Origin of the sequence: Thalassotalea sp. G20_0 (assembly GCF_017744175.1) — a bacterium.
Taxonomy (GTDB): domain Bacteria; phylum Pseudomonadota; class Gammaproteobacteria; order Pseudomonadales; family Endozoicomonadaceae; genus Endozoicomonas.
Window position 1 is genome coordinate 1 of record NZ_JAGHQV010000011.1, and the last position, 21,235, is coordinate 21,235.

Sequence of the window (21,235 nt, forward strand, 5' to 3'; positions counted from 1 at the left end):
TTCCATGACCTGAAAGCAAAAGGAGTATCGGATCATGAAGGACTGGTATCCGGACACAAAACCCTGGAAGCCAAGAAGGTTTACATCCGTAAAACACAGGAAGTCAAAGGAACGAGATGAAGAAAACGAAGGTACAAAAAAAGGCCATCTCAGGCCTTTTTTTTATGCGACTATTGTCGAGCAATAATCATGAACCAAAGTGCTATTAAGAGGCTATTTTTTTGGCCGCTTTTTTTTGGGAATTTTTTTGGGAAACGACCATGTCAGTCTATTCCACAATTCCCGTAACTCATTGATTCTATTGGTGCCGAAGACGAGACTCGAACTCGTACGCCCATACAGGCACTGCCCCCTCAAGACAGCGTGTCTACCAATTCCACCACTTCGGCCTTAGCTGTCGCTCTCGGCGACAGCAAAATTATTTCTGAAAACTCTTTATAAATCAATAAGATTTTAAATCTTACTGAGGTTTTTCAGAGCTGCTGGAGCCGCTGCTCTCAACGGGCTGAGACTCTAACACAGGCGCATCGCTTTCGATAGTGTTTTCTAATGAATCCACCGAAAAAGGCGCATCATTTACCGGCACAATCTGTTCAATCTGAACAGACGGCAAACCGGCATCAGCAACACTATCAGCTTTCTGCCTGGCCATCATCGCCAGACCGATACTGGTGACGAAAAAGATCGTTGCCAGAATAGCGGTTGTACGGCTCAGAAAGTTCGCTGAGCCCTGACTTCCAAACACCGTTTGCGAAGCCCCCGAGCCAAAGCTGGCTCCTGTTTCTGCACCTTTGCCCTGCTGCAGCATGATCATAGCGATCACACCAACAGCTACCAGCACGTGCACAAGAAGAATAATGGTTTCCATTACTATCCCGCAGCGTGACAAATCACCTTGAAATCAGCAGCTACCAGCGAAGCACCACCGATCAGACCACCATCAACATCAGGCTGGCTCATCAGTTCTGCTGCATTGTCAGCCTTCATGCTTCCACCATACAAAACACGGGTTCTGTCCGCCATGGACGGATCGTTTTCTGCCAGCAGCGCACGAATTTCAGCATGAACTTCCTGCGCCTGTTCAGGGGTTGCAGTCAGACCGGTTCCGATAGCCCAAACTGGTTCATAGGCAATTACATAATTAGCCAGACGCTCCGGACCAGCAGCCCGAAGCACAGTGTTGATCTGATGAGCCACTACTTTCATAGTGTCACCAGCTTCGCGCTCAGACAGAGTCTCACCAACACAAAGCACTGGTACCAGACCCTGATCAACCAGAGCACAGAATTTCGCAGCCACATCGGCATCGGTTTCGCCATACAGGGAACGACGCTCAGAGTGACCAATAAGTACATATTCACAGCCAAGGTCTTTGGCCATCAGAGGAGAGATTTCACCCGTGTAGGCTCCTGACAGCTTATCGGAGGCATTTTGCACGCCAAATTTAACCGCAGAACCCTTCAGCAAGTCGCGTACCTGCTGAACGTATACGCCAGGTGGAAAAACGAGCACCTCAGCCTTGGTTTCAAGCCCTGAAAGGATTCCATCAACAAGCTCACGGATACTGTCAGAAGAACCATTCATCTTCCAGTTTCCGGCTACCAGTGGCTGACGCATACCGCTTACCTCTTTGATCGCGAGGCCGGAATACTAACCTGAAAGACGCCAACATACAATAAGTCAAGCCCTGCGAAGCTATTGAAATCAAGGCAAGGCAACACAGCTCCGGTGCAGGCCAATTCCTGCACCGGGCATCATTCAGCACATTTCCTGCTCAACCACTTTTGCCAGCTTTTCCGCCTGAGCCTTTACCTGAATGCCGTCTTCACCTTCTACCATCACCCGAATGACTGGCTCAGTTCCTGAAGCTCTGAGAAGAACGCGACCTTTTCCGGCCATCTCTTCTTCTGCTTTTTTTACTGCCTCAACAATACCTGGAATGGTGTCGGTGTCCCGCTTATTCTGCACCCGGACATTGATCATGACTTGTGGATAAAGTGTGATCGCAGCCACCATTTCTGACAGTGACTTACCTGCTGTCTGCATGGCTTTTAACACTTTCAATGCCGAGACAATGCCATCACCCGTGGTCGATGCATCACGACTGATAATGTGGCCTGAAGACTCACCACCGAGCTGCCAGTCATTGGCTATCAGCAGTTCATTGACATAACGGTCACCGACATTGGCCCTGGCAAACGGAATGCCGGCAGCTTCCAGTGCTTTCTCCATTCCCAGGTTGGTCATCAACGTGCCCACGACACCACCTTTCAATATCCCCCTGGAATGGCGATCCATGGCAATAATAAACAGCAGCTGGTCGCCATCGACGATCTCACCTATATCATCCACCATAATGACCCGGTCACCATCACCATCAAAGGCAATTCCCAGATCCGCACCGACTTCCCTGACTCTGGCAGCCATTCCTTCCGGGCTGGTAGCGCCTGCGTTCTCGTTAATGTTGACGCCATCCGGATGGATGCACATTGGTATCACTTCCGCACCCAGTTCACGAAAGACCGCAGGACCAACCTGATAGGTTGCACCGTGACCGGCATCAATCACAATTTTCATGCCACGCAGATCCAGCTGCTGGGAAGTGCTACCCTTGCAGTACTCAATGTACCGGCCTGCTGCATCATTCATCCGGGTCACTTTACCCAGGTTCTGGGAGTCAACTACCTCAATCTCTGACTCAAGCAATGCTTCAATTTTCAGCTCAACCTCATCGGATAGCTTGGTGCCGTCGCCTGCAAAAAACTTTATACCATTGTCGTAAAACGGGTTATGGGAGGCGCTGATCACAATACCCGCCTGCCCATTAAAGGTTCGGGTCAGATAGGCAATAGCAGGAGTCGGCATTGGCCCGGTCAGGACAACATCGATACCGGCAGCAGAGAGACCGGCCTCAAGCGCAGACTCAAACATATACCCGGAGATTCGGGTGTCCTTGCCAATAATGACTTTCCCTTCACCCTGTTCAGCCAGGACACGACCCGCAGCCCAGCCCAGCTTCAGGACAAAATCCGGGGTAATTGGAAAGTCACCCACCTTCCCACGAATTCCGTCGGTACCAAAATATTTTCGAGCCATAGCCGTTTACCAAGAATTTCTGAAAGCAATAGCGGTAATCATCTCACTCATTCAAGTGAACCACCAGTACCATTAGATTAAGCGGCTGGCGATATGGAATCGAATATTTCTGTGCTGTTGATGTATGCAAATCTGAAAAGTGACGGGCAACTGGGGGAGTTAATGTCACTCATTTGAAGACCATGAAATGAGCAAAAAAGGATGTTCATCCGTGTTCGCCAGAATACGACAGACTTTCAGGCAATGGGAAGTGGACATGCGCCCCTCTCCCAAAGAGGAAAGACCATTGGTGTACCATATTATAGTCAGCTAAGGGTTACCAGGGTCTAACACGCCAGTTAACCATCAAGGTATTTACAACATCCGAACAACTCCCGTCATCCATTGGCGGGTTAGCTGTCGCCATCAAGGCATGTAAAGCGCCCGAACGACTTCCGTCACTGTCCACTGGCGGGTTAGCTGTCGCCATCAAGGCATGTAAAACATCCGAACGACTTCCGTCACTGTCCACTGGCGGGTTAGCTGTCGCCATCAAGGCATGTAAAGCGTCCGAACGACTTCCGTCACTGTCCACCACTTGCAGGCTAAACCCCAGGGCTTGTAACAACCTATCAACAAGTGAGCACTCTTGCTGGATTGCCCTATCCTTGAGAGGAGTTCTACACATAGGACAGACTACACCATACTGGAGCCAAGTCTCTAAACAAGATGTATGATAATTATGGGCGCATGTGGTAACCGATACTTCTTTTCCTGCAAATTCTGAAATACAAATACCACATTGGTCGTCTTGCTGATATTCAGTAGCGGGCTGGTAATATCGGACGCAGGGGCTTGTGGTTCCGTTCATAACATTTACATCCATCTGATCGATCGTAAATTATGTGACTTGCGTTATCTTTTTTAGTTTCTTGGTTCTCTGTATTTTTTTAGGTAATTCAATAGCTGCAATTATGTAAATGAAGTTGAAATAACAATCATACTTTCTGACTCCCCTGATAAGCAGAAGACAAGGCGGCGTGAAGGCTACGCCTCGTCAACAGACTGAAGAAAACGCAGGACATCAACCGTTTCCCTGACATCATGCACACGGATGATATGAGCACCGCCCTGGGCCGCCAGTATGGCGGCAGCCAGACTACCCGGGAGCCGGTCTTCAGTATCCCGGTCCAGGGTTGCCCCAATAAAGGACTTTCTGGACATACCCGCCAATACCGGCAGACCCGGTTCATGGAAGCGGCGAAAACCCTTCAGCATTTCAAGATCGTACACCGGCGTTTTACCAAACATACCGCCCCCAAAGCCCGGATCCAGTATTAAGCGCTCCCTGGCAATCCCTGCACTCTCACAGCGCTCCACACAAGCCATCAAATACTGGCTGACCTCTTTAACCACATCACCATAGACAGGTACAAACCCGGGCTCAGGTTGATCAACAAGAGAGTGCATCAGAATAATGGGAACCGTCGTTTCCGCTGCTGCTTCCAACGCCCCCTCGCGGTGTAACGCCCGGACATCGTTAATAATCCCCGCGCCCGCTTTTACCGCCTCTTTCATCACCAAAGGAGAGCTGGTATCAATGGAGATAATGACGTTGAAGCGCGATGCCAAACCTTCGATAACGGGCAGAACCCGCTCTAACTCCTGCTCCTGATCTGGCGCACCGGAAGCACCGGGGCGTGTCGACTCGCCACCAATATCCAGAATATCCGCCCCGTCCTTGATCATCTGTTCAGCAACATTCAGCCAGTTATCAGCACAGCGGCTCCCTTGATAAAAAGAGTCCGGCGTAACGTTCAAAACCCCCATCACCCTGGGCCTGTTCAGATCCAGTATTTTCCCTGCACAGTTCAACTTGAATTCGTTGCTCATGAAAACTCCTCAGATCTCATACCAATCACTCCCCCCGAAGTGGGTGCACCAGCAGTAGCCATAAAACCGATAACCATGATTCATCGACAAATTGGCAGACACAAAAAAGGGCAGGTTAAACCTGCCCTTCACAATCTTAGACCTGACTGACGATCAGTGCTCCCCAGCGGGGCCACCAATCGAACCGCCTGAATCTTTTTTACCACCGTCTTCGGCCTTGTCATCAGCCTTTACTTCGGACTCATCAGCAGCAGCCTTAACACCGCTGTCATCGTTATCACCGGAATCCTTGGGAGGGCGAACTTCACGGCCAGCCATGATGTCATCAATCTGATCACTATCAATGGTTTCGTACTGAATCAGCGCCTCAGCCATTTTATCCAGCTTGTCGCGATTATCCACGAGAATCTGGTTAGCGCGGGAGTAACATTCGTCGACTACCCGGCGAACTTCCTCATCAATGATCTTCGCCGTTTCGCCGGAAACATTCATTCTGGAACCACCGCTGCCGTAGTTTTTACCCAGGAAGACCTCACCCTCATCTTCATCGTAGAGCAGCGGACCGAGCTTTTCAGAAAGGCCCCACTTGGTCACCATGCTTCTGGCAATCTGGGTAGCGCGCTGGATATCATTGGAGGCACCGGTTGTTACCCCATCTTTGCCCAACGTCATCTCTTCGGCGATACGACCACCAAACAGCGAGCATATCTGGCTCAGCAGTGCCTGGCGGCTCTGGCTGTAGCGATCCTCTTCAGGCAGGAACATGGTCACCCCAAGCGCCCGGCCTCGCGGAATAATACTCACTTTGTAGACTGGATCATGGTCCGGTACCAATCGACCAACAATGGCATGGCCGGCTTCGTGAAAAGCTGTATTGCTCTTCTCCTTATCACTCATGACCATGGACTTGCGCTCAGCGCCCATCATGATTTTGTCTTTCGCCAGATCAAACTCTTTCTGACCAACTGTGCGCTGGTTAGCCCTTGCTGCAAAGAGCGCCGCCTCATTAACCAGGTTGGCCAGGTCGGCACCGGAGAATCCGGGAGTACCACGGGCGATAACCGAAGGCTGCACATTGTCAGAAACCGGAACCTTGCGCATATGCACTTTAAGGATCTGCTCACGACCACGGATATCCGGCAGGCCAACCACCACCTGACGGTCAAAACGACCGGGACGCAACAACGCAGGGTCAAGAACATCAGGACGGTTGGTAGCAGCAATTACAATAATACCGTCGTTCGCTTCAAAACCGTCCATCTCAACCAGCAGCTGGTTGAGGGTCTGTTCACGTTCATCGTGACCACCGCCCATACCGGCACCACGGTGACGACCGACCGCATCAATCTCGTCAATAAAGATAATGCAGGGGGCCTGCTTCTTGGCCTGCTCAAACATGTCACGGACACGGGAAGCACCAACACCCACAAACATTTCAACAAAGTCAGAACCGGAGATGGTAAAGAACGGAACCTTGGCCTCACCGGCAATCGCTTTGGCGATCAGGGTTTTACCGGTACCCGGAGGACCCACCATCAGAACACCCCGGGGAATACGACCACCCAGACGCTGGAATTTACCGGGATCTTTCAGAAAGTCTACCAGCTCCTGAACATCTTCCTTGGCTTCTTCAACACCGGCTACATCAGCAAACGTGGTTTTGATCTGATCTTCAGACAGCAGACGGGCCTTGCTTTTACCAAAGCTCATTGGGCCACCCCGGCCTCCGCCGCCGCCCTGCATCTGACGCATGAAGAACATAAATACCGCAAGAATCACCAGAATCGGGAAGCTGGCTACCAATAGCTGCGTCCAGATACTCTGCTTTTCAATAGGCTTGGATTCAACCTGTACCTTGCCCAGCAGGAGTTCATCCATCAGTTTGTTGTCTGGCACCGTGGGCGGCAGGTTGGTTTCAAAACGTTCACTGTTGTTTAACATGCCGGTGATGGTAAAACCATCAATGACGACCTTACTGACCTGACGATTTTCTACCATGCTGATGAAGTCAGAATAGGCAACCTTCTGAGTAGACGACTGCATGCCATCGAAGTTTTTAAAGACGGTCAATAGCACCAAGGCGATTATGACCCAGAGAATCAAATTTTTTGCCATATCATTCAAGGGGCTAACCTCTCTTGAGCGTACTTAAGCCTCAGGTAATCGTTTATATTGAGCACGTTCCCCTGGCTCGCTGTGTTATGTATTAATGCTTATTTGCAACGATACACGATCAGCGGACGGTGTGACAGTGATTGTCTTCTATCATGCTGATTAATGCATCCTATTATTCAACGTCCGGTATTATCCCCTGAAGCCCGAGGCCAGCAGATATACTTCTCTTGAGCGCGCCCTGGAAGCCGTCGGCTTGCGAGTCTGCACTTTGTCGAAACTGGTTTTCATATCTTTCAGATAGGCATCAAAGCCTTCCCCCTGAAATACCTTAACCAGGAAAACACCTCCTTTACGTAATACCTGCCTGGACAGATCCAGTGCCAGTTCCACAAGGTACATGGCATTGGGCTGATCAACAGAGAGTGCTCCACTCATATTGGGGGCCATATCGGAAATTACAAGGTCTACCCGGTCTGAACCGATGGTTTCGAGTATTTGTTCCAGCACCGCGTCTTCTGTGAAGTCACCCTGAACAAAGTCAACCCCGGCGATGGGATCCATGGCCAGAATATCTGAAGCAACCACCCGCCCCTGATCACCCACCAAATCAACAGCTACCTGGGACCAGCCCCCGGGTGCCGCACCCAGATCAACCACCCGGATGCCCGGGCGAAAGAGTTTATCCTTCTCCTGAATTTCCAGAAGTTTATAACTGGCCCTGGATCGCCAGCCATCTTTTTGCGACTGCTTTACATAGTGGTCATCAAAGTGCTCTTTTAACCAGCGACCACTACTTTTGGATCTCGCCATATTCTTTTTGCAAACTGCCTGTAAATTAAGTCTGAATGTTGTCTGAAAAATATTTGAACAACATCAAACCGAAAACCGAAAGGGGTAAAAGTCATAGCGATAATATCTTATACAGCATGGCTGTGACAGCAGAAGACAATAAAAGATTAAGTGGCTGATTAGGGGTTAATACGCATCACAAGCCAACACTTTCCACACACTTGTGCTGGTCAAACACTCTGGCAAGTTTATTATTGTGGAGTCAGTAATCACTAACCGCCGTAACACCATTAGCATAATAGGTATTGTTCAACCAATGCCGAAGAGACAGGTTACCACTTATACGGGCAACCTCGAACAGCAGGCCACTTCCCTCCGCAACCAGAAAGCGATAGCATGCGCCACCAGAAGCTTGAATATGCTGTCGAATGACTGAAATGCTGCCAGCCTGAGACCCATTCAGCAGTCCACGGCGCCAGGAGGCTGACCGAGAATAGCGCCCGTAGCGAGGATGGCAGAAAATTGAGGATAAAAAGTCGGAAATTTTTAGTGAATAGTGGTTCTATTTACTAAAAATTTCCGACTTTTTAGACCAATTTGCTGCCACCGCAGCAGGGCAGTCTATTCTCGGACAGCCTCCTAGACATTAATTCACTCTCTTCGACACCCAGTCAATGACCGTTAAGCGCTCCATGAACAGTACTTTTCTGTCCCCAACCTGCATTAACGAAAACTTCTCTGGAAAAATACGGTCATACCCATCATCAGATATCGTGTATGACGATTCGTTATTAAAGAAATTATCAGGAATAGCAAACATGAGCTTGAATGCAGCCAAAAAGAAGCATTTCCGTACCATCGGCCACAACCTGAATCCTGTCGTCATTGTGGCAGACAAGGGGCTGACGGATGGCGTGGTTGAAGAAACATTACGCGCACTGAATGACCATGAACTGATCAAGGTAAAATTCGCCATTGGCGACCGGGAAATCCGCCAGCAACTGGTCAGCGAACTGATCAGCGCCACAAACTCTGACCTCATTCAAACGATTGGCAAAATCGCACTGATTTTCAAAGCCGCCGACAAACCCAATCCTGCACTTTCAAACCTGCTGAGAGTCCAGGGCTAAAGCGAACAGGCCACGATGGTGGCCTTTATCAACGACTGACTGGCAAGCAATTACTGCCCTGCCACTTTCGCCGCCAGGATTGCCTGAAGCTTATAAATATTGGTTTTGCTGTTAAATTCCATCTGCATTGACTCTGGCTGGCCGGAAATCCATATTTTCAGTTCAGCATCCAGATCAAAATGGCCTACAGACTCAACAGTAAACATGGTAATCGACTTATAAGGTATTGAGCGATATTCAACCTTGCGTCCGGTAAGCCCCTGTTTGTCGATCAAAATCAAACGGTGATTGGTCAAAACCACCATATCCCGCACCAGCTTATAGGCCAGCTCTATTGACTCCGACGGATTAAGAATGGTTGCCAGATCCTCCATTGCCTCCGTATTGCTCATCTCACCTGCATTGCCCAGTAAGGCATCAAACAGACCCATAGCATTTCTCCTTAATTTTCACAGGTTATCAGCAAGCATCATTTTTCGGGGGGTAGCGCAATTGAACTTGTTACCAATGATCATGTTCAATGCGTCGAGTCTACCTGATCTTATTCAGGATTCATCATCGCCAGCAGCACTTTGACAAAACCCTTCGTCTTGAGCTGGTGATCATTAACGAGCTGAGTTGTCGCCAGCCAGCTGTTAACCCTGCGCTCAAAATCATCACGACAAATATGGCTGGCCAATTTTATTTGAAGATTCCCAGCCAGCACATGAAGGCGTTGTTGTTCCTGTTGCAGCCGATCAGTCCGGCAGTCTGATGTGTCGGGTTCTTCCTCACAGTGCCGGGCGATAAACTGCCGGGCTTTATTCAGGGTAAGCAGTGAGCGTATCAGCAAGCCATAAATGCGCTCAGCGGTGTTTTGGGGATTGTTAAAAAGAATGGTTCGAGGTATGACAAATACGGCCCCTTTTTGCAGTTTCTCGGTCAGCGGATCAAGGTTCTCAATAAGGAATTCCAGGGCATCGTTCAATAATCTGGTTTCTTCAGTAAACGACAAACACCATACAGGCCTTTCAACGCCAGGAACATGAACGGCCAGTCGTGCTCCATTCGTATCAATGACTCTGGAGTCCACGCTGACTTGCAGCTCCATCGTTTTGATACCCAGATCACCGTATCTAAGATCAATATTGCAGGCGTGCGGCAATTTAATCGCCTGACACCCCGGGATCGACCTGATGGTAATGCTTTGTGTGATTTCTGAATCCTCATCGGTGTTCAGTGCCTGCAGTTTCTCGAGGAGTATGGAGGCCGATTTTTCTGTCGTGCAGATAATGTCAATATCATTAAATGCCGGGCAGAGGTTCTGCAGAAAACGGGCGTATGAACCGGTAATCAGAATGGGGGGATCGGCATAAGAGTGATTGACGTCCTGAATAATTTCCAGTGCTTTTAGTGTCAGTGCATCTAACCGCGGAGCTTGCTTGTCCGGGAAACCCGATGCCCCTGTTTTTGCCCATTGCTTCCGGATTTGAGCCCCAATGGTGGAAAATAATGGCTGAGCAACCGATGTATTTTCTGTTTCATTCCTGTACTCCTGAAACTGAGGAAGGAAAAGGACTTCCTGGCCAGGATTGGTATCGGATACCTCTAACGGTGTTGCTACCCAACCAGGGTTGTCAATATCACTTCCGGGGATAACCGGTTGAAACAGCCACTGATCAAGTATATTGGCTTCGGAGCTGTATTGTTCAAACCAGCAGCCCAACGCATGGCGCTGCTTACTTCCTTCAGGAAAATTATTAAGGTACTCCAGCACCTGATCCTTATGGATTTGTCGTCCATCAATAGACAGTCTCTTACTGTAGCAATGTGCCAGGAAGAAGAAATGCAGGCGTAAATTCTGAAATGAGCGCCTCAGTGTTTTGATGGATTGCAATACCTGTTCTGCGGATACGCTCTGATGATTCATTGGCAGCTCATGCTGCATAGCCATGAATTTCAGGATACATTGCACTCGATGCTGCTCATCGTCTTTGACCGATAAGTTGTTTAGGCTTTGACAGGCTTCTTGAAAAATGTGCTGAAACTCACTGGCTTCATCATACGGCTGAAATTGTTCCAGCCGTTGAATCAGAAACCTGGTTTGTCTTGAAGAATAATCCCCGGGCACTTTACTAAACGCTGCCAATACTCTCTGGTTATCCAGATAAGAGCCATGCAGTATTCTTGCATTCAATGCCAGCCGGGAATAAAAAATAGCCCTTTCCAGCAGCCAACCACCACGGACATAGTCTTTAGCCACCTCATCCGGGTTGACCTGCTGGCCATTCAACAACAAGCCCCTGAAGCAGCATTCTGCTTTGAAGCGCACAACCCCCAGCTTGCCTTCCGGACTGTCCGGGAACGCCCTAACCACCGTATCCGGTGTCACCGGCTGGCCATGTAACGGCAAGCCCCTCAGGCAACATTCCGCTTTAAAGCGTGCCAGCGCCAGTGGTGCCCTGGCTGCCTGATAATCCTTAACTACCTCATCCGCTGTGACTTGCTGGCCATGCAATGTCAGGCTGTTCAGGCAACATTCTGCTTTGAAGTGCGCTATACCCAGTTTGCCTACCGGACTATCCGGGAAATACTTAACTACTTCATCCGGTGTCACCTGCTGACCATTCAGCAGCCAGCCCCTCAAACAACATTCTTCTGTAAAGCGCGCTATCCCCAGCTTGCCTTCCGGACTATCCGGGTAATCCTTAACCACCTCATCCGGTGTAATCTGCCGACCACCCAATGGCAGGCACTTAAGGCAACATTCCGTTTTAAAACGGGCTATCCCCAGTTTGCCTTCGGGACTCTCCGGGAAATCCTGAACCACCTCATCCGGTGTAACCTGTCGGCCATTCAACAGCAGATACCTTAGGCAACATTCCGCCTTGAAGCGCGCCAGCTCCAGTGTTGCCCCGATGGCGTGATAAGCCATGACTACTGAATCCGGGAAGACCTGATGACCATTCAAGTTCAGGCCCATCAGGCAACATTCCGCCATGAAGCGTGCTATCGCTAATTGGAACTTATTATTTCGATCTGGCTGTCGGGCGAACTCTTCAATGACCTGAATCGGGGTAACGACTCTATTGCCATGCAGAATGTTCTGTAAGCAAAGTTTTTGCAGGAAAAAGCCGCTTCTGATAGAAGATGTATCACTTCCATAGGCTGTCAGCACATCAGCCGAAGTGATTTGACGTCCTTGTAATGGCTTTTTTTCCCAAAAAGCATCCTCAACACACTTGCCATTATACAGAGCGATGCCTGTGGCTCTATGGGAACCAGGGTTTGAGACACTTTTACCGTAAAATGCACTTCTGAAAGGGTCAGGAAGTCTGCTTGAACTGGCTTGTTGATCAACCCGGCGAGCAGACTTTGGGTGGGCGCTGGATGATGCGGCAGCTTTCAGAATAATACCCTGCACTCATAAATAACGCCATTTGACCTTAAAATTATTATCAGGTTCCATTCAGGATGTGCCAATCCGGGAGATAAACTCAACCCGAAAGGCTGGTGCATGTGGCAATAGCACAATCAGAGCAGCGCAACTGACACTATGAAACAGAAAAATCTGTCGCAAACTTTTTATGCAAGTAATCCTTGTAGGCGGCAAAATTTTTCTCAGACTCCAGAAGTGCTGCAACTTTGCACTTCAGGCCATTTTGAAAGCCTTGAAGTTCATGCTGGTATTGAGCAGGGGAGAATTTAACCAGGCGACTCTCCGCCAAATGTCGAATTTCCAGAGCATCCAATTGCTTCTCCATTAATGGTTTTAAAGCCTCATCATAGGCAGAGCGCAGTAAAGAAATATGCTTCATTTTGGTCGCCGATGGAGAATCAACATCTTGACGAATGAGTCTTTCCCCAGTGACATTTTTCAACATGGATTGTGCAAACCAGGTGACAGTGTCCTGCTCCCCCCTCGTATAGGCGTTCGCTCTGGTGAGAATCGTCCAAAACTCATTCTCTAAAGCTCTCAGGTTATCAATAGGTTCCTTCAGCGCCAGGTTAGCCAGCAAACGTTGTGCCGCAGATACTTCATCTAACTGTTCCAGCTCCATCATATAGTCAGTAAGTTGTTTACTTTTAGCAGGATCACCTTCCCTGCCATCTTTAAAATGTATACCAAGGGGAGATTGTCTGAAACCGAAGTTTGCTACCTGTTCTGGCGTAAACTGGTATTTTGCAATGCCGGGCGTAGAAGCCAGCAGTGATTCAGCCCATCCATTGTCTTCTGATAACACATCGGTGACCTGAACCTGTGTAATAAAACCGTAATTTAAAAATTGGCAGGCTTCCCGCTTACTTTCTTCGGTGCCGTTTAACATCTTTTCTGCCAGCGCTTTAGCCTGAGATGAAACTGCCTCCAAATGCATTCGTTGAGTCTTCGTGAAATCAAACTGCCGACGGGGATATAAGGAAAAAGGCCTCAAACAGGACTTATGGGTGTAGAGCTTACCGGCTCCATCCTTATTGCAGACAATAAATATTCCAATCTGTTCCAGGAATCTAATCCTCGCAAGATCGGACAGCAGGGCTTCTAAAATACCAGGCAATATCTTGCAAAAATCAGCTTTATCTAGATCATCCCGATTACTGGCCAGTCTTTTCAGCCTATCCAAAGGTGCCTTTAGATTTTTAGACAGCTTACTTGAAAGTTCCTCTACTTTCGCAGCTTGAGAAGCTTTCTCAGCCAGCAGTTTTTCCTTATCGAGTTGAACATCTTCCAATTTAGACGTTGCAAGCTTTTGATTATTCGCCGCTATTGCCAGTTCTAGTTTATATTGAGCATTTGTCTTCTCTGCCTCTGTGAGCGCCTCCTCAGCCTTTATACGCGCCTCCTCAGCCTCGGTGCGAGCTATATCCACCGCCTGGTTCTGCTTCTCCGCCTTGGCAACCTCTCCTGCCAACGCCTGCAATTGTTCTTCTTTAGCCTGCAATTGTTCTTCTTTAATGGAAAGGATGCCTTCCATCTTTTGTACTTCTGCTGTCCGCTTTTTCAGTTTACGAGATGTCAGCACGACATCACTTTTCGCACTTTCTGCCTCACCTTTATAATGAGCGGCTTGTTTTTCCAACGATTTGGTTTCTTGCTGCTGCTTTTCAAGCTTCAGCTGCTGTTCCTGCATTAACTCTTCCAGTTTTTGCTTCTGCTGTTCTTCCATCTCATTGATTGCAAACTGCTGCTGCATCAACACCATCTGCAATTCACGCTCTTTCGCTGCACATTCTTCTTTTGCCATTTTAAATTGCTGTTCAGTTATACCCTTTCTTTGAACTAATGCCTGTTTTTGTTGTACCATTTTCAGTTCATTTTCCAAACGAGCAACTTTATTATGGGCTGACTTGATGTGACTACCAGCTTCTTCAATGATTTTATACCCACTGGAAAAAGCGGTCATTTTCCCCAGGCACTCGTCTAAGTCGGGACGAGAGGCACTGTTGTTTGCAACCATGTCAGTTAAGAAACCTATCAGCTGCTGGACGAAATCAGCACAGTTTTTGTTTATCCTGAGTTCTGGAAGAAATTTCTCCAGATTTAGTTTTAAGTCCTTGCGCTGAGCGATCCGAGACTCGGCAACTGCATAACCACCAGGGTCATCAGAAAATAGATTCAACAAAATAATTCCAAGGGAAAACACCATCGACTTGTCTGTAATTTCTGATTTTTGGAATTGGTCAGGCTCAACAAAAAACGGCGTCCCCAACAGATTCAGTGGCCTGGGCGCTGATGGGTCTTCAAGATCACATACATGGGCATTATCAATAAAAAAAATCTCATTCTTAACTTCATCATACATCATGTTGGACGGTTTAATATCGGGATGAGCTAACCCCCCAGCCACGAAAGTCTTGGCACAAATCAACATAGCCACAGCACAGTCAAACCTGTTTTTCAGTGGCCAGTTTTTATCAGCAAAATACTTCTGTAAACATTTTCCGGGAATGCGTAATTGATCCAGGTATTGGTAACCTTCAAATTCTCCAGCACCTAACGATCCGGGCTGAACCGAATGAAAGTCTCTTTCACTCCGGGCAACTTCATTGTTTTCCTGGATCTTCATAACTCTGTTATATTGCTGCCCATGAGGAACTCCCCAACGTTTCTCTGACTTTCGGACCAAATGACTGCTTTCAAAGACTTCTCCAAAAGCACCCTTGCCTAAATATGGTTTGCCATCGTGAACCTGGATAATGACAGGATCCTCTCCAGCCCTTTTAAAGCCAACCAGTCGATCATAATAACTGGTCTTCACTAAACAAAGACAGGAATCTGAGCTACTGTGACGTTGTACTTTAAGCCGACCATATAATTCTTCAGCCATTTTGGCTTCCGGGGATCTCAATACCCGTTTGAACTTAATCCCATGGGCATTTCGTTGCTCGCCATGGACTGAACCTACTGAGCCCGCGCGAGGTGTTTGATGGCTTACTGAGGGTGGAGAAGGGTATAGCATAAGTAAATCCTGCAATTAAAATTTTGATTATGATGATTTGATCGTTAAAAGTTTAAATAGTTCTTTACCATTGTTAATTAACCTGACAGAACGTCAAATCAAAGCTCCATAAAGTGATTCGAAATACTCCGGTTTAAATACCATTTGTTTTCACATAAATCACTAACCAGTTGGTAAGCGTTTATAACATCCCGACTAATCTACTGAAGTAGAATGATCTGGAAAATATTCGATGACAGTTGGTTAACTGATTATGAAGGGCAAGAAGCGAGTGCATCAGTTCAATGAGATTGACGTGCACCATCTCCGTTCATCCTGAGCGGAGTCCAAGAGGGCTTGGCACGATACTATCATGGGCCGGAGTTTGTGCCCTTTGAGAGGAAACATAGAGCCTCAGGACGAACGGAGTGCAGAGCTTATGGTAACGACACCCCGTCAAACTCATGGAAATGATATAACAGGAGGCTAACCGAGAAAGGGGAAAAGAACTTCATGGCAGGGTAAAAACAAAAAAGCCGGGATTAACCCGGCTTTTTTATGACTTATTCTTCGTCAGCGGACGCTACTGCTTCAACAGCAGGACGGTCCAGCAACTCGACATAAGCCATAGGCGCGTTGTCACCATGACGGAATCCGCACTTGATGATACGGATGTAACCGCCTGGACGCTCTTTGAAACGCGGACCCAGATCAGTAAACAGTTTGCCTACCGCAGCCTTGTTACGGAGACGATCGAACGCCAGCCGACGGTTAGCAACGCTGTCTTCCTTAGCCAGGGTGATCAGCGGTTCAGCAACACGACGCAGCTCTTTCGCTTTTGGCAGTGTTGTCTTGATTACTTCGTGCTCAACCAGGGAAGCAGCCATATTCTTGAACATCGCTTTGCGATGAGAACTGTTCCGGTTAAGCTTGCGGCCACTCTTACGATGACGCATGGCACAAACTTCCTCTTCTTACCAGGAACCGCTTCTGTTTCTGCAACAGTGGCGGCTCCTGGCTGCAATTAAGCAGAAACCTTATCGTCGCTCTTCAAACTGGCAGGTGGCCAGTTATCAAGACGCATACCCAAACTCAGACCACGGGAGGCCAGAACGTCCTTGATTTCAGTCAGGGACTTCTTACCCAGGTTCGGGGTCTTGAGCAACTCAACTTCAGTGCGCTGGATCAGGTCACCAATGTAGTAGATATTCTCTGCCTTCAGGCAGTTAGCACTACGTACGGTCAGTTCGAGATCATCAACCGGACGAAGAAGAATCGGATCAACCTCGTCTTCTTCCTTCACAGGCTCTGGCTCGGACTCACCTTCCAGGTCCACGAATACCGCCAGCTGCTGCTGCAGAATAGTAGCAGCACGACGGATGGCTTCATCAGGATCCAGAGTACCATTGGTTTCCAGGTCGATAACCAGCTTGTCGAGGTCAGTACGCTGTTCTACACGAGCACTTTCTACGACATAGGAAACACGGTATACAGGGCTATAGGTGGCATCCAGCTGCAGACGGCCGATAGCGCGAGTTTCCTCTTCATCCTGACGACGGCTGTCGGCTGATTCATACCCACGACCACGAGCAACCTTCAGCTTCATGTTAAGATTGCCCTTGTTGTTCATGTGGGCAATAACATGATCAGGATTCACGATTTCTACATCGTGGTCCAGCTGGATGTCAGCAGCAGTGACGACACCCTCGCCTTTTTTGCTCAGAGTCAGAGTAACGCTGTCACGGCCAGTCATGCGAATAGCCAGGCCTTTGAGGTTGAGCAGGATTTCAATAACATCTTCCTGAACACCTTCAATAGCACTGTATTCATGCTGCACGCCATCAATCTCTACCTCAGTCACGGCGCAACCGGGCATAGAGGAAAGAAGAATGCGACGCAGGGCATTGCCTAAGGTATGCCCAAAACCACGTTCCAGCGGCTCCAGGGTGACCTTTGCCCGTGTCAGACTGATTTCCTCAACATCAATGTGTCGAGGAGTTAGAAATTCAGTTACCGAATTCTGCATGGATGTTACACCCCACCTAACTGTCTATCCCTTACTTGGAGTACAGCTCGACGATCAAGCTCTCGTTGATGTCGGCCGCCAGATCACTCCGCTCGGGCAGCGTCTTGAAGACACCTTCTTTTTTGTTGGCATCTACTTCCACCCAGATGGAGAAACCACGCTGGGCCGCAAGTTCAAGCGCTGCATTGATGCGCAGCTGGTTTTTTGCCTTTTCACGGATAGCAACAACGTCACCAGGCTTAACCTGATAAGACGGGATGTTTACAGTCTTGCCATTAACCATGACAGCTTTGTGGCTGACCAGCTGGCGTGCTTCTGCACGGGTAGAACCGAACCCCATGCGGTAAACCACATTATCAAGGCGAGACTCCAGAAGTTGCAACAGGTTTGAACCAGTTGCACCCTTCAGGCGGTCAGCTTCCTTGTAGTAGTTACGGAACTGCTTTTCCAGTACACCGTAGATACGACGAACTTTCTGCTTCTCACGAAGCTGAACACCGTAGTCGGAGAGACGACCACGACGCTGGCCATGTTGGCCAGGAGCATTTTCTGCCTTGCACTTTGACTCGAGCGCACGAACACCACTCTTCAGGAAGAGATCAGTGCCTTCACGACGAGACAGCTTGCACTTAGGACCTATATATCTAGCCATTTACCGGTCTCCTGCTTATACACGACGCTTCTTGGGCGGACGACAACCATTGTGTGGGATCGGGGTAACATCAGTGATGTTATTGATCTTGAAACCACAAGCGTTGAGCGCGCGTACAGCGGATTCACGGCCTGGACCAGGCCCTTTAACATTCACGTCCAAATTCTTCAGACCGAACTCAGCGGCGGCACGTCCGGCACGCTCAGCTGCAACCTGCGCAGCAAATGGCGTGCTCTTACGGGAACCACGGAAGCCGGAGCCACCTGCAGTTGCCCAGGAGAGTGCATTACCCTGGCGGTCGGTAATTGTCACGATAGTGTTGTTAAAAGAGGCGTGAATATGGGCGATGCCATCCACAACCGACTTTTTAACTTTCTTACGTGTACGAGTACCTGGCTTTGCCATATCAGAACAAATCCTGTATTTAAAAGTTCGTTATTCTCTGCAAAGAAAAGCCTTTAATAGAAAAGGACTATGCCAAGCGTTTCTTCAGAGAAATGCAACGATCTTATTTACGAATCGGTTTGCGCGGACCCTTGCGAGTACGGGCATTGGTCTTCGAGCGCTGACCACGAACCGGCAGACTGCGACGGTGGCGAAGGCCACGGTAGCAACCCAGGTCCATCAGGCGCTTGATGTTCATGCTGATTTCGCGACGCAGGTCACCTTCTACGTTGAGTTTTGCAACTTCAGTACGCAGGGATTCCAGCTGATCTTCGCTCAATTCAGATACTTTGGCAGACGGGTTAACGCCAGTGGCAGCACACAGCTGCTGAGCTGAAGTCTTACCGATACCAAAAATGTAGGTCAACGAGATAACGGCATGTTTGTTATCTGGAATGTTGACGCCAGCAATACGGGCCATTCAATCGTCTCCGTTATTACATTTAACCGTGTAACAGCTATTCAGTTGATCATTTGCTCAGCAAAACCAAATTAAACTGAAACACGTCACCATATTAAAACGCCGGAAGAAACCGTTGTTTCAGAAATGGCTGCTTTCATCCTGAGAAAACACCTTGCCAACGGAGCAATCAAGCAAAGCTAAAACACTCACGCAGCAAAAGGCATTTCCAACAGGTCGAAAGGCGGAAATTGTAATCCCCCTTTCGATAAAACACAACCGCTCATGAACAATTTCATGAGCGGTTGGCTTTGCCTGAGGTCACATTAGACCAGAGTCCTGCTATCGCGAGAATCCGTAGATTCCCAACAATGATTAGCCCTGACGCTGTTTGTGACGCGGCTCCTGACAGATCACACGTACATTACCCTTACGCTTGATGATCTTGCAGTTGCGGCAGATTTTTTTAACCGACGCACGTACTTTCATAACTAACTCCACAACCGTTGCAGAACTATTCTCAATGAGAGTGGCTTAGCGGATCAAACCGCCAGAGCCATAGCCCTTAAGATTGGATTTCTTCAGCAGCGACTCATACTGATGCGACATGAGATGCGACTGCACCTGAGCCATGGTGTCCATCACCACGACCACCACGATCAACAGGCTGGTACCTCCCAGATAGAACGGAACATTGGCCGACACTACCAGGAACTGAGGCAACAGACACACTGCTGTCATATAGAGAGCACCGAACATGGTCAGGCGAGTCAGGACACCATCAATATAACGTGCAGACTGCTCGCCCGGACGGATACCGGGGATGAATGCACCAGACTTCTTCAGGTTATCTGCCACGTCTTTTGGATTAAAGACCAGGGCAGTGTAGAAGAAGCAGAAGAAGATGATGCCTGCCGAGAACAGTATGATGTTCAGTGGCTGACCCGGACCCAGCGCCAGAGCAATGTCCTGCAGCCATCCCATACCTTCACCCTGGCCGAACCACTGCGCAATGGACGCAGGGAACAGCAGCAGGCTGGAAGCGAAAATAGCTGGAATAACGCCGGCCATATTCACCTTCAATGGCAGATGGCTGCTCTGGGCCGCAAACACCTTGCGCCCTTGTTGACGCTTGGCATAGTTTACGGTTATCCGGCGCTGACCCCGTTCGATAAAGACCACAAATGCGATGATCGCAATTGCCAGAAGGGCAACGGCGAGTAACATCAGGATGTTGATATCACCCTGACGTGCGGACTCGAAAGACCGCACAATTGCACTTGGAAGACCAGCGACAATACCTGCAAAAATGAGAATCGAAATACCATTGCCGATTCCCCGTTCAGTCACCTGCTCGCCCAGCCACATCATAAAGACGGCACCGGTGACGAACGTGACCACAGCAACAATATAGAAGCTGAGGTCAGTGCTGAAGGCAACACCCTGATTGGCCAGACCGACAGTCATGCCAGTACCCTGGACCAGGGCAAGGGCAACGGTCAGGTAGCGGGTGTACTGGCTGATCTTGCGACGTCCGGACTCACCTTCCTTCTTGAGCTGCTCCAACTGCGGGCTAACCACGCTCATCAACTGAACGATAATGGACGCCGAAATATAAGGCATGATCCCCAGGGCCAGTACCGACATTCTCTCCAGCGCACCGCCAGAGAACATGTTGAACAGACCCAGAATGGTGCCTTCATTTTGTTGAAACATCCGAGCCAGCGCATCAGGATTGATGCCCGGCACAGGGATGTGCGCACCGATCCTGTAAACCAGGATCGCCAGAAACACGAACTTAACGCGAGACCAGAGCTCGTTTAAGCCGCTTTGATTCCCAACAGGTAATGTCTTAGCCATTTAGTCCTCGATCTTACCACCGGCAGCTTCAATCGCGGCACGGGCGCCTTTGGTAACAGCCAGACCTTTGATGGTGACTGCTTTAGCCAATTCGCCAGACAGTACCACTTTGGCGCGCTGGATGCTACCGCTGACCAGGTCAGCTGCTTTCAGCGCTGCCAGATCGATCACGTCTGCTTCGACCTTGTTCAGTTCGTGCAGACGAATCTCAGCAGTAAAACGCGCTTTGCGTGAAGTAAAGCCAAACTTTGGCAGACGACGCTGCAGTGGCTGCTGACCGCCTTCGAAACCTGGCTTGACAGAACCACCGGAACGGGACTTCTGACCTTTGTGGCCACGGCCACAGGTCTTGCCCAGGCCGGAGCCAATGCCACGACCTACGCGCTTACCCTCTTTGCGGCTACCTTCAGCCGGGCTCAGAGTATTCAAACGCAT

General features: G+C 49.0%; 19 protein-coding genes, 1 tRNA gene and 1 pseudogene. 1 reads left to right on the forward strand and 20 read right to left on the reverse strand.

Translation table 11 applies throughout. From position 1 onward, the window contains the following. Positions 1-302: 302 nt before the first annotated feature. From J7438_RS08570 to rlmE, 9 genes and pseudogenes are all read right to left on the reverse strand, one after another. Positions 303-389, reverse strand: a tRNA-Leu gene (locus J7438_RS08570). 71 nt (positions 390-460) lie between these two features. After that, complete coding sequence (secG, locus tag J7438_RS08575) at positions 461-814, reverse strand: preprotein translocase subunit SecG (RefSeq protein WP_503003895.1); 354 nt, start codon at positions 812-814, stop codon at positions 461-463. 56 nt (positions 815-870) lie between these two features. Further along, entirely contained in the window at positions 871-1,617 is a 747-nt protein-coding gene (gene tpiA, locus J7438_RS08580; protein ID WP_209276230.1) for a triose-phosphate isomerase, read from the reverse strand. Between the two features lie 141 nt (positions 1,618-1,758). Continuing rightward, positions 1,759-3,096, reverse strand: a complete 1,338-nt coding sequence (glmM, locus tag J7438_RS08585) for a phosphoglucosamine mutase (RefSeq protein WP_209276231.1) — start codon at positions 3,094-3,096, stop codon at positions 1,759-1,761. Between the two features lie 316 nt (positions 3,097-3,412). Next, entirely contained in the window at positions 3,413-3,763 is a 351-nt protein-coding gene (locus J7438_RS08590; protein ID WP_286196482.1) for a hypothetical protein, read from the reverse strand. 3 nt (positions 3,764-3,766) lie between these two features. Beyond that, positions 3,767-3,961: pseudogene (locus J7438_RS28225) on the reverse strand (RING finger domain-containing protein); the annotation flags it as partial. Between the two features lie 161 nt (positions 3,962-4,122). After that, on the reverse strand, positions 4,123-4,968 hold the full coding sequence (gene folP, locus J7438_RS08595; protein WP_209276233.1) for a dihydropteroate synthase: 846 nt from the start codon (positions 4,966-4,968) through the stop codon (positions 4,123-4,125). A gap of 153 nt (positions 4,969-5,121) precedes the next feature. Then, a complete protein-coding gene (ftsH, locus tag J7438_RS08600) occupies positions 5,122-7,092 on the reverse strand; it encodes an ATP-dependent zinc metalloprotease FtsH (protein WP_353620109.1) in 1,971 nt (656 codons plus the stop codon). A 180-nt stretch (positions 7,093-7,272) separates the two neighbouring features. Next, positions 7,273-7,893 (reverse strand): 23S rRNA (uridine(2552)-2'-O)-methyltransferase RlmE, encoded by a 621-nt coding sequence (gene rlmE / locus J7438_RS08605; RefSeq protein WP_209276234.1) that lies wholly within the window; start codon positions 7,891-7,893, stop codon positions 7,273-7,275. Between the two features lie 797 nt (positions 7,894-8,690). On the opposite strand from rlmE, the gene J7438_RS08610 reads away from it, so the two are divergent. Next, positions 8,691-9,002: a YhbY family RNA-binding protein gene (locus J7438_RS08610; protein ID WP_209201922.1), complete on the forward strand. Its 312-nt coding sequence runs from the start codon at positions 8,691-8,693 to the stop codon at positions 9,000-9,002. Between the two features lie 50 nt (positions 9,003-9,052). Here J7438_RS08610 and J7438_RS08615 read toward each other — a convergent pair whose 3' ends face one another. The 11 genes from J7438_RS08615 to rplO form a co-directional block, all read right to left on the reverse strand. After that, positions 9,053-9,433 (reverse strand): PH domain-containing protein, encoded by a 381-nt coding sequence (locus J7438_RS08615; RefSeq protein WP_101746620.1) that lies wholly within the window; start codon positions 9,431-9,433, stop codon positions 9,053-9,055. A gap of 110 nt (positions 9,434-9,543) precedes the next feature. Continuing rightward, complete coding sequence (locus tag J7438_RS08620) at positions 9,544-12,405, reverse strand: hypothetical protein (protein ID WP_209276235.1); 2,862 nt, start codon at positions 12,403-12,405, stop codon at positions 9,544-9,546. A gap of 130 nt (positions 12,406-12,535) precedes the next feature. Beyond that, positions 12,536-15,307 (reverse strand): protein kinase domain-containing protein, encoded by a 2,772-nt coding sequence (locus J7438_RS08625; protein WP_209276236.1) that lies wholly within the window; start codon positions 15,305-15,307, stop codon positions 12,536-12,538. A gap of 674 nt (positions 15,308-15,981) precedes the next feature. Further along, positions 15,982-16,374, reverse strand: a complete 393-nt coding sequence (gene rplQ, locus J7438_RS08630; protein WP_209201925.1) for a 50S ribosomal protein L17 — start codon at positions 16,372-16,374, stop codon at positions 15,982-15,984. Positions 16,375-16,442: 68 nt separating this feature from the next. Further along, positions 16,443-17,444, reverse strand: a complete 1,002-nt coding sequence (locus tag J7438_RS08635; RefSeq protein WP_209276237.1) for a DNA-directed RNA polymerase subunit alpha — start codon at positions 17,442-17,444, stop codon at positions 16,443-16,445. Positions 17,445-17,475: 31 nt separating this feature from the next. Further along, positions 17,476-18,096: a 30S ribosomal protein S4 gene (rpsD, locus tag J7438_RS08640; RefSeq protein WP_209201926.1), complete on the reverse strand. Its 621-nt coding sequence runs from the start codon at positions 18,094-18,096 to the stop codon at positions 17,476-17,478. A gap of 15 nt (positions 18,097-18,111) precedes the next feature. Continuing rightward, positions 18,112-18,501 (reverse strand): 30S ribosomal protein S11, encoded by a 390-nt coding sequence (rpsK, locus tag J7438_RS08645; protein WP_020582394.1) that lies wholly within the window; start codon positions 18,499-18,501, stop codon positions 18,112-18,114. Between the two features lie 103 nt (positions 18,502-18,604). After that, positions 18,605-18,961, reverse strand: coding sequence for a 30S ribosomal protein S13 (rpsM, locus tag J7438_RS08650; RefSeq protein ID WP_101746626.1), 357 nt, complete (start codon positions 18,959-18,961; stop codon positions 18,605-18,607). Positions 18,962-19,315: 354 nt separating this feature from the next. Continuing rightward, complete coding sequence (gene rpmJ, locus J7438_RS08655; RefSeq protein WP_081622108.1) at positions 19,316-19,429, reverse strand: 50S ribosomal protein L36; 114 nt, start codon at positions 19,427-19,429, stop codon at positions 19,316-19,318. Between the two features lie 45 nt (positions 19,430-19,474). Continuing rightward, entirely contained in the window at positions 19,475-20,800 is a 1,326-nt protein-coding gene (secY, locus tag J7438_RS08660; RefSeq protein WP_101746627.1) for a preprotein translocase subunit SecY, read from the reverse strand. Then, positions 20,801-21,235, reverse strand: coding sequence for a 50S ribosomal protein L15 (gene rplO, locus J7438_RS08665; RefSeq protein ID WP_101746628.1), 435 nt, complete (start codon positions 21,233-21,235; stop codon positions 20,801-20,803).